Below are 12,116 nucleotides of genomic sequence, written 5' to 3'. Positions count from 1 at the left end.
TGAGAAATGGGAATCCGCAAGTACAAGCCGACGACGCCGGGCCGCCGTGGCTCCTCCGTCGCCGACTTCGTCGAGGTCACGCGGTCCACGCCGGAGAAGTCGCTGGTCCGCCCCCTGCACAGCAAGGGCGGCCGTAACAACGCCGGTCGTGTGACCGTTCGCCACCAGGGTGGCGGACACAAGCGCGCCTACCGTGTGATCGACTTCCGTCGTCACGACAAGGACGGCGTGCCGGCCAAGGTCGCGCACATCGAGTACGACCCGAACCGCACCGCGCGCATCGCCCTGCTGCACTACGCAGACGGCGAGAAGCGCTACATCATCGCTCCGCGCAACCTGGCGCAGGGTGACCGGGTGGAGAACGGCCCTGGCGCCGACATCAAGCCCGGCAACAACCTTGCCCTGCGCAACATCCCGGTCGGTACCACGATCCACGCGATCGAGCTCCGTCCGGGCGGCGGCGCCAAGTTCGCCCGCTCCGCGGGTGCCTCGGTGCAGCTGCTCGCGAAGGAGGGCTCGATGGCCCACCTGCGCATGCCGTCGGGCGAGATCCGTCTGGTCGACGTCCGCTGCCGCGCCACCATCGGTGAGGTCGGCAACGCCGAGCAGTCGAACATCAACTGGGGCAAGGCCGGCCGCAAGCGCTGGCTGGGCGTCCGTCCCACCGTTCGCGGTGTCGTGATGAACCCGGTTGACCACCCGCACGGTGGTGGTGAGGGCAAGACCTCCGGTGGTCGTCACCCGGTCTCGCCCTGGGGCAAGAAGGAAGGCCGTACTCGTTCGCCCAAGAAGGCGTCGAACAAGTACATCGTCCGCCGCCGCAAGACGAACAAGAAGCGCTAAGGACGGGTTGAGATGCCTCGTAGCCTGAAGAAGGGGCCCTTCGTCGACGACCACCTGATCAAGAAGGTGGATGTCCAGAACGAAGCCGGCACCAAGAACGTCATCAAGACCTGGTCCCGCCGCTCGATGATCGTCCCGGCCATGCTCGGCCACACGATCGCGGTGCACAACGGCAAGACCCACATCCCGGTGTTCGTCACCGAGTCGATGGTCGGCCACAAGCTCGGCGAGTTCTCGCCGACGCGCACCTTCCGGGGTCACGTCAAGGACGACCGGAAGTCGAAGCGCCGCTAAGGCGGGGTGGAATCGACTATGACTAACACCGAAGGGACAACCATGGAAGCCAGGGCCCAGGCGCGGTACATCCGCGTCACGCCCATGAAGGCCCGCCGCGTGGTGGACCTCATCCGTGGCATGGATGCCACGGAGGCTCAGGCGGTCCTGCGTTTCGCCCCGCAGGCCGCCAGCGTGCCGGTCGGCAAGGTGCTGGACAGCGCCATCGCCAACGCCGCGCACAACTACGACCACACGGACGCCTCGTCGCTGTACATCAGCGAGGCGTACGTGGACGAGGGCCCGACCCTGAAGCGGTTCCGTCCGCGTGCCCAGGGCCGTGCCTACCGGATCCGTAAGCGGACCAGCCACATCACCGTGGTCGTCAGCAGCAAGGAAGGAACCCGGTAATGGGCCAGAAGGTAAACCCGCACGGGTTCCGGCTCGGTGTCACGACCGACTTCAAGTCGCGTTGGTACGCCGACAAGCTGTACAAGGACTACGTCAAGGAAGACGTCGCCATCCGTCGGATGATGACGTCCGGCATGGAGCGCGCCGGCATCTCGAAGGTGGAGATCGAGCGCACCCGTGACCGCGTGCGTGTGGACATCCACACCGCTCGTCCCGGCATCGTCATCGGCCGCCGTGGCGCCGAGGCCGACCGCATCCGCGGTGACCTCGAGAAGCTCACGGGCAAGCAGGTCCAGCTGAACATCCTCGAGGTCAAGAACCCCGAGACGGACGCTCAGCTCGTGGCCCAGGCCGTTGCCGAGCAGCTGTCCTCCCGCGTCTCCTTCCGCCGTGCCATGCGCAAGAGCATGCAGTCGGCGATGAAGGCGGGCGCCAAGGGCATCAAGATCCAGTGTGGCGGTCGTCTCGGCGGTGCCGAGATGTCCCGTTCGGAGTTCTACCGCGAGGGCCGTGTGCCCCTGCACACGCTCCGCGCCAACGTGGACTACGGCTTCTTCGAGGCCAAGACGACCTTCGGCCGCATCGGCGTGAAGGTCTGGATCTACAAGGGCGACGTCAAGAACATCGCCGAGGTCCGCGCCGAGAACGCCGCTGCCCGCGCCGGCAACCGCCCGGCCCGTGGTGGCAACGACCGCCCGGCCCGCGGTGGCCGTGGTGGCGAGCGTGGCGGCCGCGGCCGCAAGCCGCAGCAGCAGTCCGCGCCGGCTGCCGAGGCCCCCAAGGCCGAGGCTCCCGCCGCTGCCGCTCCGGCTGCTGAGAGCACCGGAACGGAGGCCTGACCGACATGCTGATCCCCCGTAGGGTCAAGCACCGCAAGCAGCACCACCCCAAGCGCTCGGGCATGAGCAAGGGTGGCACGCAGGTTGCGTTCGGTGAGTACGGCATCCAGGCCCTGGGCCCGGCGTACGTCACCAACCGTCAGATCGAGGCCGCGCGTATCGCGATGACCCGCCACATCAAGCGTGGCGGCAAGGTCTGGATCAACATCTACCCGGACCGTCCCCTCACCAAGAAGCCTGCCGAGACCCGCATGGGTTCCGGTAAGGGTTCGCCGGAGTGGTGGATCGCCAACGTCAAGCCCGGACGCGTCATGTTCGAGCTGTCGTACCCCAACGAGAAGATCGCCCGTGAGGCGCTGACCCGTGCGGCCCACAAGCTGCCGATGAAGTGCCGGATCGTCAAGCGCGAGGCAGGTGAAGCGTGATGTCGGCCGGTACCAAGGCGTCCGAGCTGCGCGAGCTGGGCAACGAGGAGCTCCTGAACAAGCTCCGCGAGGCCAAGGAAGAGCTGTTCAACCTCCGCTTCCAGGCGGCGACGGGTCAGCTCGAGAACCACGGTCGGCTCAAGGCCGTCCGTAAGGACATCGCGCGGATCTACACCCTGATGCGTGAGCGCGAGCTGGGCATCGAGACGGTGGAGAGCGCCTGATGAGCGAGAGCAACGTGACTGAAGAGACGAAGGCCGCGCGCGGCTTCCGCAAGACCCGCGAGGGTCTGGTCGTCAGCGACAAGATGGACAAGACCGTCGTCGTCGCAGTCGAGGACCGCGTCAAGCACGCGCTGTACGGCAAGGTCATCCGCCGTACGAACAAGCTCAAGGCGCACGACGAGCAGAACGCCGCGGGCGTCGGCGACCGTGTCCTCCTCGCGGAGACCCGGCCGCTGTCCGCGACGAAGCGCTGGCGCGTCGTCGAGATCCTCGAGAAGGCCAAGTAATTACCTGAAGGGTTTCCTTCAGGTTCAGTTCCGCCAGGCTCGGCAGGGGCCCCACTCCCGCTAGGGACGAGGCCCCTGCCGGGAACCGGCAGACAAACAGGAGATAGACGTGATCCAGCAGGAGTCGCGACTTCGCGTCGCCGACAACACGGGTGCGAAGGAAATCCTCACCATCCGTGTTCTCGGTGGCTCGGGTCGCCGCTACGCGGGCATCGGTGACGTCATCGTCGCCACCGTCAAGGACGCGATCCCCGGTGGCAACGTGAAGAAGGGTGACGTCGTCAAGGCGGTCATCGTTCGCACCGTCAAGGAGCGCCGCCGTCCGGACGGCTCGTACATCCGCTTCGACGAGAACGCCGCCGTCATTCTGAAGAACGACGGCGACCCTCGCGGCACCCGTATCTTCGGCCCGGTGGGCCGTGAGCTGCGCGAGAAGAAGTTCATGAAGATCATCTCGCTCGCGCCGGAGGTGCTGTAAGCATGAAGATCAAGAAGGGCGACCTGGTCCAGGTCATCACCGGCAAGGACAAGGGCAAGCAGGGCAAGGTCATTGCCGCTTACCCGCGCGACGAGCGCGTCCTGGTCGAGGGTGTCAACCGGGTCAAGAAGCACACGAAGGCCGGCCCCACGGCCTCCGGCTCCCAGGCCGGTGGCATCGTCACGACCGAGGCGCCGATCCACGTCTCCAACGTCCAGCTGGTCGTTGAGAAGGACGGCAACAAGGTCGTCACGCGCGTCGGCTACCGCTTCGACGACGAGGGCAACAAGATCCGCGTTGCCAAGCGGACGGGTGAGGACATCTGATGACGACCACCACCACTCCGCGCCTCAAGACGAAGTACCGCGAGGAGATCAAGGGCAAGCTGCAGGAGGAGTTCTCGTACGAGAACGTCATGCAGATCCCCGGCCTCGTGAAGATCGTGGTCAACATGGGTGTCGGCGACGCCGCCCGTGACTCCAAGCTCATGGACGGTGCCGTCCGTGACCTGACCACGATCACCGGTCAGAAGCCGGCCATCACCAAGGCCCGCAAGTCCATCGCGCAGTTCAAGCTGCGTGAGGGTCAGCCGATCGGTGCCCACGTCACCCTCCGTGGCGACCGCATGTGGGAGTTCCTGGACCGCACCCTGTCGCTCGCGCTGCCGCGTATCCGCGACTTCCGTGGTCTGTCCCCCAAGCAGTTCGACGGCCGTGGCAACTACACCTTCGGTCTCACGGAGCAGGTCATGTTCCACGAGATCGACCAGGACAAGATCGACCGTGTCCGGGGTATGGACATCACCGTGGTGACCACGGCGACCAACGACGCTGAGGGCCGCGCGCTCCTTCGTCACCTCGGCTTCCCGTTCAAGGAGGCGTGAGCGAGATGGCGAAGAAGGCTCTGATCGCTAAGGCTGCTCGCAAGCCCAAGTTCGGTGTGCGTGGCTACACCCGCTGCCAGCGCTGCGGCCGCCCGCACTCCGTGTACCGCAAGTTCGGCCTGTGCCGCGTGTGCCTTCGTGAGATGGCTCACCGTGGCGAGCTGCCGGGCGTGACCAAGAGCTCCTGGTAATCCCCCAGTTGGGATGACCGGAGTCTCTCGGTAAGCAATGAGGTCGGTGGGGGCCCGGCCGCGCATGCCTTAGGCTTGTGTGGTTGGGCGCCCTGCCGCCCTCGTACGACTTACTACGCCGTAGGTCCCCGCGCCGCACCCGTCCCGCCCATGAGTGGGGAGAGGGATGGCGCAGACAGGAAACCCCGGCGAGAGAGGCCGAAGGCCAATTCATGACCATGACTGATCCGATCGCAGACATGCTTACGCGTCTGCGGAACGCGAACTCGGCATACCACGACACCGTGGCGATGCCGCACAGCAAGATCAAGTCGCACATCGCGGAGATCCTCCAGCAGGAGGGTTTCATCACGGGCTGGAAGGTCGAGGACGCCGAGGTCGGCAAGAACCTCGTTCTCGAGCTCAAGTTCGGGCCGAACCGTGAGCGCTCCATCGCGGGCATCAAGCGGATCTCGAAGCCTGGTCTGCGTGTTTACGCGAAGTCCACCAACCTGCCGAAGGTGCTCGGCGGCCTGGGCGTGGCCATCATCTCCACGTCGCACGGTCTGCTCACCGGCCAGCAGGCGGGCAAGAAGGGCGTGGGTGGGGAAGTCCTCGCCTACGTCTGGTAGCGGAAGGGAACGGAGGAAACAGCTATGTCGCGTATTGGCAAGCTCCCCATCACGGTTCCCGCCGGCGTGGACGTCACCATCGACGGCCAGACGGTCCAGGTGAAGGGTCCCAAGGGCACCCTGAGCCACACCGTCGTGTCGCCGATCGAGATCGCTAAGGGTGAGGACGGCGTTCTGAACGTCACCCGCCCGAACGACGAGCGTCAGAACAAGGCCCTGCACGGCCTGTCCCGCACGCTGGTGGCGAACATGATCACCGGTGTGACCCAGGGTTACGTGAAGAAGCTCGAGATCAGCGGTGTCGGTTACCGCGTCCTGGCGAAGGGCTCCAACCTGGAGTTCTCGCTCGGCTACAGCCACCCGATCCTGATCGAGGCGCCCGAGGGCATCTCGTTCAAGGTCGAGTCGCCGACCAAGTTCTCGGTCGAGGGCATCGACAAGCAGAAGGTCGGCGAGGTTGCGGCCAACATCCGCAAGCTGCGCAAGCCTGACCCGTACAAGGCCAAGGGCGTCAAGTACGAGGGCGAAGTCATCCGCCGCAAGGTCGGAAAGGCGGGTAAGTAAGCCATGGCATACGGTGTCAAGATTGCTAAGGGCGACGCTTACAAGCGTGCTGCCATCAAGCGTCGTCACATCCGGATCCGTAAGCACATCTCGGGTACGGCTGAGCGTCCGCGCCTGGTCGTGACGCGCTCCAACCGCCACATCGTGGCCCAGGTCATCGACGACATCCAGGGTCACACCCTGGCGTCGGCGTCGACCCTGGACGCGTCCATCCGTGGTGGCTCGGACGACAAGTCGGCGCAGGCCGGCAAGGTCGGCGCCCTGGTCGCCGAGCGTGCCAAGGCCGCCGGTGTCGAGGCTGTCGTGTTCGACCGTGGCGGTAACCGGTACGCGGGTCGCATCGCGGCCCTGGCCGACGCCGCCCGCGAGGCCGGGCTCAAGTTCTGAGCTCGCTGCGTAGCTAGCGGAAAAGAGAGAGGTAAATCCAATGGCTGGACCCCAGCGCCGCGGCAGCGGTGCCGGTGGCGGCGAGCGGCGGGACCGGAAGGGCCGTGACGGCGGCGCAGCTGCCGCCGAGAAGACCGCGTACGTTGAGCGCGTTGTCGCGATCAACCGCGTCGCCAAGGTTGTGAAGGGTGGTCGTCGCTTCAGCTTCACCGCGCTGGTCGTGGTGGGCGATGGCGACGGCACCGTGGGTGTCGGTTACGGCAAGGCCAAGGAGGTGCCGGCCGCCATCGCCAAGGGCGTTGAGGAGGCCAAGAAGCACTTCTTCAAGGTCCCGCGTATCGCCGGTACCATCCCGCACCCGATTCAGGGTGAAAAGGCCGCGGGCATCGTCCTGCTCAAGCCGGCTTCGCCGGGTACCGGTGTTATCGCCGGTGGTCCCGTGCGTGCCGTGCTCGAGTGCGCCGGTGTTCACGACATCCTGTCGAAGTCCCTGGGCTCCGACAACGCGATCAACATCGTGCACGCGACCGTGGCGGCCCTCAAGGGTCTGCAGCGTCCCGAGGAGATCGCGGCCCGCCGTGGTCTGCCGCTCGAGGACGTCGCTCCCGCCGCTCTGCTGCGTGCGCGTGCCGGGGCTGGTGCGTAATGGCGCAGCTCAAGATCACGCAGGTGAAGTCGTACATCGGCAGCAAGCAGAACCACCGTGACACTCTGCGTTCCCTTGGTCTCAAGGGCATCAACACGCAGGTCGTCAAGGAGGACCGCCCCGAGTTCCGCGGCATGGTGCACACCGTCCGCCACCTCGTGACGGTTGAGGAGGTCTGATCATGGCGGAGAACAACCCGCTGAAGATCCACAACCTCCGTCCGGCTCCCGGCGCCAAGACCGCCAAGACCCGTGTCGGTCGTGGTGAGGCGTCGAAGGGTAAGACGGCCGGTCGTGGTACCAAGGGCACGAAGGCCCGTTACCAGGTTCCGGAGCGCTTCGAGGGTGGCCAGATGCCCCTCCACATGCGTCTCCCGAAGCTGAAGGGCTTCAAGAACCCGTTCAAGACCGAGTACCAGGTCGTCAACCTGGACAAGCTCACCGCCCTCTACCCCGAGGGTGGCGAGGTCACGGTGGCCGACCTGGTCGCCAAGGGCGCCGTTCGCAAGAACAGCCTTGTCAAGGTCCTCGGCCAGGGCGAGGTCTCCGTGGCGCTGCAGGTGACGGTTGACGCCGTCTCCGGCTCCGCCAAGGAGAAGATCACCGCCGCCGGCGGTACCGTCACCGAGCTCGTCTGAAGTTTTCAGGCGTCTCGATGACTTGAGCGATCCCGACCGGGGATGCCCCACAAAAGGGGCATCCCCGGTTGGTCGTTCCAAGGGGGGCACGGTCGCCGGTAAGGTGGCGTGCACTGTTACTTTCCGCGCGGTCTGTCCTCGCGACCGGCCGGGCGGTTCTTGGCTTTCAGTTAGACACACACGTACTTATCCGTCGGACACACCACCGTCACCTCTGACGCAGTAGCGCGGGGGTCGCAGGAGGCACCGTGCTCACCGCGTTCGCCCGGGCGTTCAAGACGCCCGACCTGCGCAAGAAGCTGCTCTTCACGCTCGGCATCATCGTGATCTACCGGCTCGGGACGCACATCCCGATCCCGGGCATCGACTACAAGAACGTCCAGACCTGTATCGACGCGGCCAATGCCAACCAGGGCCTGTTCGGTCTGGTCAACATGTTCAGTGGCGGCGCGCTCCTGCAGATCACGATCTTCGCGCTCGGCATCATGCCGTACATCACGGCGAGCATCATCCTGCAGCTGTTGACCGTGGTGATCCCGCGTCTGGAAGCCCTCAAGAAAGAGGGCCAGGCGGGCACGGCCAAGATCACGCAGTACACCCGCTACCTGACCATCGCGCTGGCCATCCTGCAGGGCACCGGCCTGGTGGCCACCGCCCGCACCGGCACCCTGTTCCAGGGCTGCCCGGTCGCCTCGGAGATCGTTCCCGACCAGTCGATCTTCGTCACCATCACGATGGTCATCACCATGACCGCCGGTACGGCCACCGTCATGTGGCTCGGTGAGCTCATCACCGACCGCGGCATCGGCAACGGCATGTCGATCCTGATGTTCATCTCGATCGCCGCGACCTTCCCGGCCGCCCTCTGGGGCATCAAGAAGCAGGGCGACCTGGCCGGCGGCTGGATCGAGTTCGGCACCGTCATCCTCGTCGGCCTGTTCATGGTCGGCCTGGTGGTCTTCGTGGAGCAGGCGCAGCGCCGCATCCCGGTGCAGTACGCGAAGCGCATGATCGGCCGCAGGTCCTACGGCGGCACGTCGACGTACATCCCGCTGAAGGTCAACCAGGCGGGCATCATCCCTGTGATCTTCGCCTCGTCGCTGCTCTACATTCCGGCGCTCGTGGCCCAGTTCGCCGGCGGCCAGTCCAGCTGGAAGACGTGGATCGAGCAGAACCTGACCAAGGGTGACCACCCGATTTACATCGTCACCTACTTCGTCCTGATCGTCTTCTTCGCCTTCTTCTACGTGGCGATCTCCTTCAACCCGGAGGAAGTCGCGGACAACATGAAGAAGTATGGTGGCTTCATCCCGGGCATCCGGGCTGGCCGACCGACCGCTGAGTACCTGAGCTACGTACTCAACCGGATCACCTGGCCGGGCTCGCTGTATCTGGGTCTGATCGCTCTTGTGCCAACGATGGCGTTGGTGGGCTTCGGGGCCAACCAGAACTTCCCCTTCGGTGGAACGAGCATCCTCATCATCGTGGGTGTGGGCCTGGAGACCGTGAAGCAGATCGAGAGCCAGCTCCAGCAGCGCAACTACGAAGGGTTCCTCCGCTGATGCGAATCGTCCTCGTCGGGCCGCCCGGTGCCGGCAAGGGAACGCAGGCCGCGTTCCTTGCCAAGAACCTGTCGATCCCGCACATCTCCACGGGCGACCTCTTCCGCGCCAACATCAGCCAGCAGACGGAGCTCGGCAAGCTGGCCAAGTCCTACATGGACGCCGGCAACCTCGTCCCCGACGAGGTGACCATCGGCATGGCCAAGGACCGCATGGCGCAGCCCGACGCGGAGAACGGCTTCCTGCTCGACGGCTTCCCGCGCAACGTGTCGCAGGCCGAGGCCCTGGACGAGGCCCTCAAGGCCGACGGCCAGAAGCTGGACGCGGTCCTCGACCTGGAGGTCCCCGAGGACGAGGTGGTCAAGCGCATCGCGGGCCGCCGCATCTGCCGCAACGACTCCAGCCACGTCTTCCACGTGACGTACAGCCCGCCGAAGCAGCAGGACGTCTGCGACGTCTGCGGCGGCGAGCTCTACCAGCGCGGCGACGACAAGGAAGAGACCGTGCGCAAGCGGCTCGACGTCTACCACCGCGAGACCGAGCCGATCATCGACCACTACAAGGCCCAGGGCCTGGTCGTCACGATCTCGGCCCTCGGCAAGGTGGACGAGGTCACGCAGCGCGCGATGTCCGCCCTCCAGAGCGAGAGCGCCTGACACGGATGTGACTGGGCCGCGGCACCCCGGGCGGGTGCCGCGGCCCAGCCGTGGGCGGGGCGCGAGGGGCACTCCCACGGCCGTATCGTGGTGAGTGCTCCTCGTATGTCGTACGTCGTAGTCGTAGGTTCAGAAAGGCTCAGGCCCGGACATGGTGCAGATCAAGACTCCCGAGCAGATCGCCAAGATGCGCGCGGCGGGACTTGTCGTCGCCGCCATCCACCAGGCCACGCGGGCGGCGGCCGTGCCGGGCGCCACCACCAAGGACCTGGACGACGTGGCGCGCAAGGTGATCGCCGAGCACGGTGCCAAGTCGAACTTCCTCGGGTACGGCGGCTTCCCCGCGACCATCTGCACCTCGAAGAACGAGGTCGTCGTGCACGGCATCCCGAGCGACGAGGTCGTTCTCGAAGACGGCGACATCATCTCCATCGACGCGGGCGCGATCGTGGACGGCTGGCACGGCGACGCCGCGTTCACCGCGTTCGTGGGCGGCGGTCACGCTCCGGAGCTGGTCGAGCTGTCCCGGGTGACCGAGGAGTCGATGTGGGCGGGCATCGCGGCCATGAAGCCGGGCAACCGCCTCGTCGACGTCTCCCGCGCCATCGAGACGTACATCCGCCGCCAGCCGCGGCCCGCGTCCGGCAAGTACGGGATCATCGAGGACTACGGCGGCCACGGCATCGGCACCGAGATGCACATGGACCCGCACGTGCTGAACTACGTGGAGCGGCGCCGCGGGCGCGGGCCCAAGCTGGTGCCCGGGTTCTGCCTCGCGATCGAGCCGATGGTGTCGCTCGGCACGCCGAAGACCGAGACCCTGTCGGACGACTGGACGGTCATCACCACGGACGGCACCTGGTCCTCGCACTGGGAGCACTCGGTCGCGCTGACCGAGCAGGGGCCGCTGGTCCTCACCGCGCCCGACGGCGGCAAGGCGAAGCTCGCCGAGTACGGCGTCACCGCCGCGCCCGACCCGCTGGGCTAGACCCTGCCGCGCCGCGGCCCGGTCCACGTGTGTGCGGCCTCTGGGCACAGTGGGTGAGGGCTGCCGCGGTGCCGCTTAAGGATCTTCCCGGGCGGGCATTCTTTCTCGATTCGTCTTTCCGGGTGCACTGACGTAGACTGACGCGTCGGCTCTCGTGCATCCGCATGTCTGCGTCTCCGCAGAGAGTCGATCAAGGTAGTCGATTCGAAGGGCGAAGCGTGGCCAAGAAGCAAGGTGCCATCGAGATCGAGGGCACTGTCGTCGAGTCTCTGCCGAACGCCATGTTCAAGGTCGAGCTCCAGAACGGCCACCAGGTCCTGGCACACATCAGCGGCAAGATGCGCATGCACTACATCCGCATCCTCCCTGACGACCGGGTCGTGGTGGAGTTGTCTCCGTACGACCTGACGCGTGGCCGGATCGTCTACCGGTACAAGTAGATCTTGCCTGTATCCCGCTCCGGCGGGGTGGTGGCACTGACCCGGAGAACCTCACACCCATGAAGGTCAAGCCGAGCGTCAAGAAGATCTGCGACAAGTGCAGGGTGATCCGCCGTCACGGCCGGGTCATGATCATTTGCGACAACCCGCGCCACAAGCAGCGCCAGGGCTGACGCACCTACTGCACTCGCAGATTTTCGCGCGACGCACGTAACAGCACATATGCAGGACCCGTCCCTCTCTAGGTCCATCAGGTAATGGAGGGCGACACCCCCGGTCGGAGGCCGGGGACCCAGTACGTACCTCATACGGCGGCTGGGAGCGGTTCTGCTGAAGACCTCCGTAGATTCACAGGAGCCATGAATGGCACGCGTTGAAGGTGTTGACCTCCCGCGCGACAAGCGCATCGAGGTCGCCCTCACCTACGTGTTCGGCATCGGCCGGACGCTGTCCCAGCAGACGCTGGACGCCACTGGTGTCGACCGCAACACCCGTGTTCGCGACCTGACCGAGGAAGACCTCGTCAAGATCCGCGAGTACGTGGACCAGAACGTCAAGACCGAGGGTGACCTCCGTCGCGAGATCCAGGCCGACATCCGCCGCAAGGTCGAGATCGGCTGCTACCAGGGTCTGCGCCACCGTCGTGGCCTGCCCGTCCGCGGTCAGCGCACCAGCACCAACGCTCGCACCCGCAAGGGCCCGCGTCGCGCCATCGCCGGTAAGAAGAAGCCGGGCAAGAAGTAGTCCTCGCTCAGCGGTCTATCGACAGCT

23 protein-coding genes are annotated in these 12,116 nt (G+C 65.9%); all 23 read left to right on the top strand.

Annotated elements, in window-relative coordinates:
• Positions 1-6: 6 nt before the first annotated feature.
• The 23 genes from rplB to rpsM all read left to right on the top strand — a co-directional run bounded on the left by rplB (position 7) and on the right by rpsM (position 12,089).
• Entirely contained in the window at positions 7-843 is an 837-nt protein-coding gene (rplB, locus tag AC5WAM_RS16850) for a 50S ribosomal protein L2 (protein ID WP_138961314.1), read from the top strand.
• Positions 844-855: 12 nt separating this feature from the next.
• Entirely contained in the window at positions 856-1,137 is a 282-nt protein-coding gene (gene rpsS / locus AC5WAM_RS16845; RefSeq protein ID WP_003948639.1) for a 30S ribosomal protein S19, read from the top strand.
• 42 nt (positions 1,138-1,179) lie between these two features.
• Positions 1,180-1,527: a 50S ribosomal protein L22 gene (gene rplV, locus AC5WAM_RS16840; RefSeq protein WP_030685471.1), complete on the top strand. Its 348-nt coding sequence runs from the start codon at positions 1,180-1,182 to the stop codon at positions 1,525-1,527.
• Positions 1,527-2,366, top strand: a complete 840-nt coding sequence (gene rpsC, locus AC5WAM_RS16835) for a 30S ribosomal protein S3 (protein WP_030567260.1) — start codon at positions 1,527-1,529, stop codon at positions 2,364-2,366. Before rplV ends, rpsC begins: the two co-directional genes overlap by 1 nt.
• 5 nt (positions 2,367-2,371) lie before the next feature.
• Positions 2,372-2,791, top strand: a complete 420-nt coding sequence (gene rplP, locus AC5WAM_RS16830; protein ID WP_366789142.1) for a 50S ribosomal protein L16 — start codon at positions 2,372-2,374, stop codon at positions 2,789-2,791.
• Positions 2,791-3,015, top strand: coding sequence for a 50S ribosomal protein L29 (rpmC, locus tag AC5WAM_RS16825; RefSeq protein WP_010036720.1), 225 nt, complete (start codon positions 2,791-2,793; stop codon positions 3,013-3,015). Before rplP ends, rpmC begins: the two co-directional genes overlap by 1 nt.
• Complete coding sequence (gene rpsQ / locus AC5WAM_RS16820; protein WP_016434628.1) at positions 3,015-3,302, top strand: 30S ribosomal protein S17; 288 nt, start codon at positions 3,015-3,017, stop codon at positions 3,300-3,302. The genes rpmC and rpsQ overlap by 1 nt, the downstream gene beginning before the upstream one ends.
• Before the next feature lie 109 nt (positions 3,303-3,411).
• Positions 3,412-3,780 (top strand): 50S ribosomal protein L14, encoded by a 369-nt coding sequence (rplN, locus tag AC5WAM_RS16815; RefSeq protein WP_003974257.1) that lies wholly within the window; start codon positions 3,412-3,414, stop codon positions 3,778-3,780.
• Between the two features lie 2 nt (positions 3,781-3,782).
• Positions 3,783-4,106: a 50S ribosomal protein L24 gene (gene rplX, locus AC5WAM_RS16810; protein ID WP_018543913.1), complete on the top strand. Its 324-nt coding sequence runs from the start codon at positions 3,783-3,785 to the stop codon at positions 4,104-4,106.
• Positions 4,106-4,663 carry a 50S ribosomal protein L5 gene (gene rplE, locus AC5WAM_RS16805; protein ID WP_138961315.1) on the top strand — a complete coding sequence of 186 codons (558 nt, stop codon included), beginning with the start codon at positions 4,106-4,108 and terminating at the stop codon, positions 4,661-4,663. Before rplX ends, rplE begins: the two co-directional genes overlap by 1 nt.
• A 5-nt stretch (positions 4,664-4,668) precedes the next feature.
• Positions 4,669-4,854, top strand: coding sequence for a type Z 30S ribosomal protein S14 (locus AC5WAM_RS16800; protein ID WP_003948630.1), 186 nt, complete (start codon positions 4,669-4,671; stop codon positions 4,852-4,854).
• A gap of 212 nt (positions 4,855-5,066) precedes the next feature.
• The gene (gene rpsH / locus AC5WAM_RS16795; RefSeq protein ID WP_018528360.1) at positions 5,067-5,465 is read left to right on the top strand and encodes a 30S ribosomal protein S8; all 399 of its coding nucleotides are present in this window, start codon (positions 5,067-5,069) and stop codon (positions 5,463-5,465) included.
• 24 nt (positions 5,466-5,489) lie between these two features.
• Entirely contained in the window at positions 5,490-6,029 is a 540-nt protein-coding gene (gene rplF / locus AC5WAM_RS16790; protein ID WP_138961317.1) for a 50S ribosomal protein L6, read from the top strand.
• Positions 6,030-6,032: 3 nt separating this feature from the next.
• Positions 6,033-6,416: a 50S ribosomal protein L18 gene (gene rplR, locus AC5WAM_RS16785; protein WP_138961318.1), complete on the top strand. Its 384-nt coding sequence runs from the start codon at positions 6,033-6,035 to the stop codon at positions 6,414-6,416.
• Between the two features lie 40 nt (positions 6,417-6,456).
• Positions 6,457-7,062, top strand: coding sequence for a 30S ribosomal protein S5 (rpsE, locus tag AC5WAM_RS16780; protein WP_030685449.1), 606 nt, complete (start codon positions 6,457-6,459; stop codon positions 7,060-7,062).
• Entirely contained in the window at positions 7,062-7,241 is a 180-nt protein-coding gene (rpmD, locus tag AC5WAM_RS16775; RefSeq protein WP_052580766.1) for a 50S ribosomal protein L30, read from the top strand. Before rpsE ends, rpmD begins: the two co-directional genes overlap by 1 nt.
• A 2-nt stretch (positions 7,242-7,243) precedes the next feature.
• Positions 7,244-7,699, top strand: coding sequence for a 50S ribosomal protein L15 (gene rplO / locus AC5WAM_RS16770; RefSeq protein WP_366789144.1), 456 nt, complete (start codon positions 7,244-7,246; stop codon positions 7,697-7,699).
• 248 nt (positions 7,700-7,947) lie between these two features.
• On the top strand, positions 7,948-9,261 hold the full coding sequence (secY, locus tag AC5WAM_RS16765; protein WP_138961320.1) for a preprotein translocase subunit SecY: 1,314 nt from the start codon (positions 7,948-7,950) through the stop codon (positions 9,259-9,261).
• Positions 9,261-9,917: an adenylate kinase gene (locus tag AC5WAM_RS16760; protein WP_366789145.1), complete on the top strand. Its 657-nt coding sequence runs from the start codon at positions 9,261-9,263 to the stop codon at positions 9,915-9,917. The genes secY and AC5WAM_RS16760 overlap by 1 nt, the downstream gene beginning before the upstream one ends.
• Before the next feature lie 151 nt (positions 9,918-10,068).
• Entirely contained in the window at positions 10,069-10,905 is an 837-nt protein-coding gene (gene map / locus AC5WAM_RS16755) for a type I methionyl aminopeptidase (protein ID WP_366789147.1), read from the top strand.
• Positions 10,906-11,123: 218 nt separating this feature from the next.
• Positions 11,124-11,345 (top strand): translation initiation factor IF-1, encoded by a 222-nt coding sequence (gene infA / locus AC5WAM_RS16750; RefSeq protein ID WP_003948620.1) that lies wholly within the window; start codon positions 11,124-11,126, stop codon positions 11,343-11,345.
• Between the two features lie 59 nt (positions 11,346-11,404).
• Positions 11,405-11,518: a 50S ribosomal protein L36 gene (gene rpmJ, locus AC5WAM_RS16745; protein ID WP_003948619.1), complete on the top strand. Its 114-nt coding sequence runs from the start codon at positions 11,405-11,407 to the stop codon at positions 11,516-11,518.
• Positions 11,519-11,708: 190 nt separating this feature from the next.
• A complete protein-coding gene (rpsM, locus tag AC5WAM_RS16740) occupies positions 11,709-12,089 on the top strand; it encodes a 30S ribosomal protein S13 (RefSeq protein WP_138961323.1) in 381 nt (126 codons plus the stop codon).
• The last annotated feature ends 27 nt before the right edge of the window (positions 12,090-12,116 follow it).

The sequence above is a fragment of the Streptomyces sp. JLYT201 genome (genome assembly GCF_059448825.1).
Note: the sequence above shows the minus strand (reverse complement) of the source record. Positions and strands in the feature narration are given on the sequence as shown.

Excerpts from the sequence above, each read along its gene's own strand:
- rplB (WP_138961314.1), top strand. The coding sequence starts at position 7 with ATGGGAATCCGCAAGTACAAGCCGACGACGCCGGGCCGCCGTGGCTCC.
- rpsS (WP_003948639.1), top strand. The coding sequence starts at position 856 with ATGCCTCGTAGCCTGAAGAAGGGGCCCTTCGTCGACGACCACCTGATC.
- rplV (WP_030685471.1), top strand. The coding sequence starts at position 1,180 with ATGGAAGCCAGGGCCCAGGCGCGGTACATCCGCGTCACGCCCATGAAG.
- rpsC (WP_030567260.1), top strand. The coding sequence starts at position 1,527 with ATGGGCCAGAAGGTAAACCCGCACGGGTTCCGGCTCGGTGTCACGACC.
- rplP (WP_366789142.1), top strand. The coding sequence starts at position 2,372 with ATGCTGATCCCCCGTAGGGTCAAGCACCGCAAGCAGCACCACCCCAAG.
- rpmC (WP_010036720.1), top strand. The coding sequence starts at position 2,791 with ATGTCGGCCGGTACCAAGGCGTCCGAGCTGCGCGAGCTGGGCAACGAG.
- rpsQ (WP_016434628.1), top strand. The coding sequence starts at position 3,015 with ATGAGCGAGAGCAACGTGACTGAAGAGACGAAGGCCGCGCGCGGCTTC.
- rplX (WP_018543913.1), top strand. The coding sequence starts at position 3,783 with ATGAAGATCAAGAAGGGCGACCTGGTCCAGGTCATCACCGGCAAGGAC.
- rplE (WP_138961315.1), top strand. The coding sequence starts at position 4,106 with ATGACGACCACCACCACTCCGCGCCTCAAGACGAAGTACCGCGAGGAG.
- AC5WAM_RS16800 (WP_003948630.1), top strand. The coding sequence starts at position 4,669 with ATGGCGAAGAAGGCTCTGATCGCTAAGGCTGCTCGCAAGCCCAAGTTC.
- rpsH (WP_018528360.1), top strand. The coding sequence starts at position 5,067 with ATGACCATGACTGATCCGATCGCAGACATGCTTACGCGTCTGCGGAAC.
- rplF (WP_138961317.1), top strand. The coding sequence starts at position 5,490 with ATGTCGCGTATTGGCAAGCTCCCCATCACGGTTCCCGCCGGCGTGGAC.
- rplR (WP_138961318.1), top strand. The coding sequence starts at position 6,033 with ATGGCATACGGTGTCAAGATTGCTAAGGGCGACGCTTACAAGCGTGCT.
- rpsE (WP_030685449.1), top strand. The coding sequence starts at position 6,457 with ATGGCTGGACCCCAGCGCCGCGGCAGCGGTGCCGGTGGCGGCGAGCGG.
- rpmD (WP_052580766.1), top strand. The coding sequence starts at position 7,062 with ATGGCGCAGCTCAAGATCACGCAGGTGAAGTCGTACATCGGCAGCAAG.
- rplO (WP_366789144.1), top strand. The coding sequence starts at position 7,244 with ATGGCGGAGAACAACCCGCTGAAGATCCACAACCTCCGTCCGGCTCCC.
- AC5WAM_RS16760 (WP_366789145.1), top strand. The coding sequence starts at position 9,261 with ATGCGAATCGTCCTCGTCGGGCCGCCCGGTGCCGGCAAGGGAACGCAG.
- map (WP_366789147.1), top strand. The coding sequence starts at position 10,069 with ATGGTGCAGATCAAGACTCCCGAGCAGATCGCCAAGATGCGCGCGGCG.
- rpmJ (WP_003948619.1), top strand. The coding sequence starts at position 11,405 with ATGAAGGTCAAGCCGAGCGTCAAGAAGATCTGCGACAAGTGCAGGGTG.
- rpsM (WP_138961323.1), top strand. The coding sequence starts at position 11,709 with ATGGCACGCGTTGAAGGTGTTGACCTCCCGCGCGACAAGCGCATCGAG.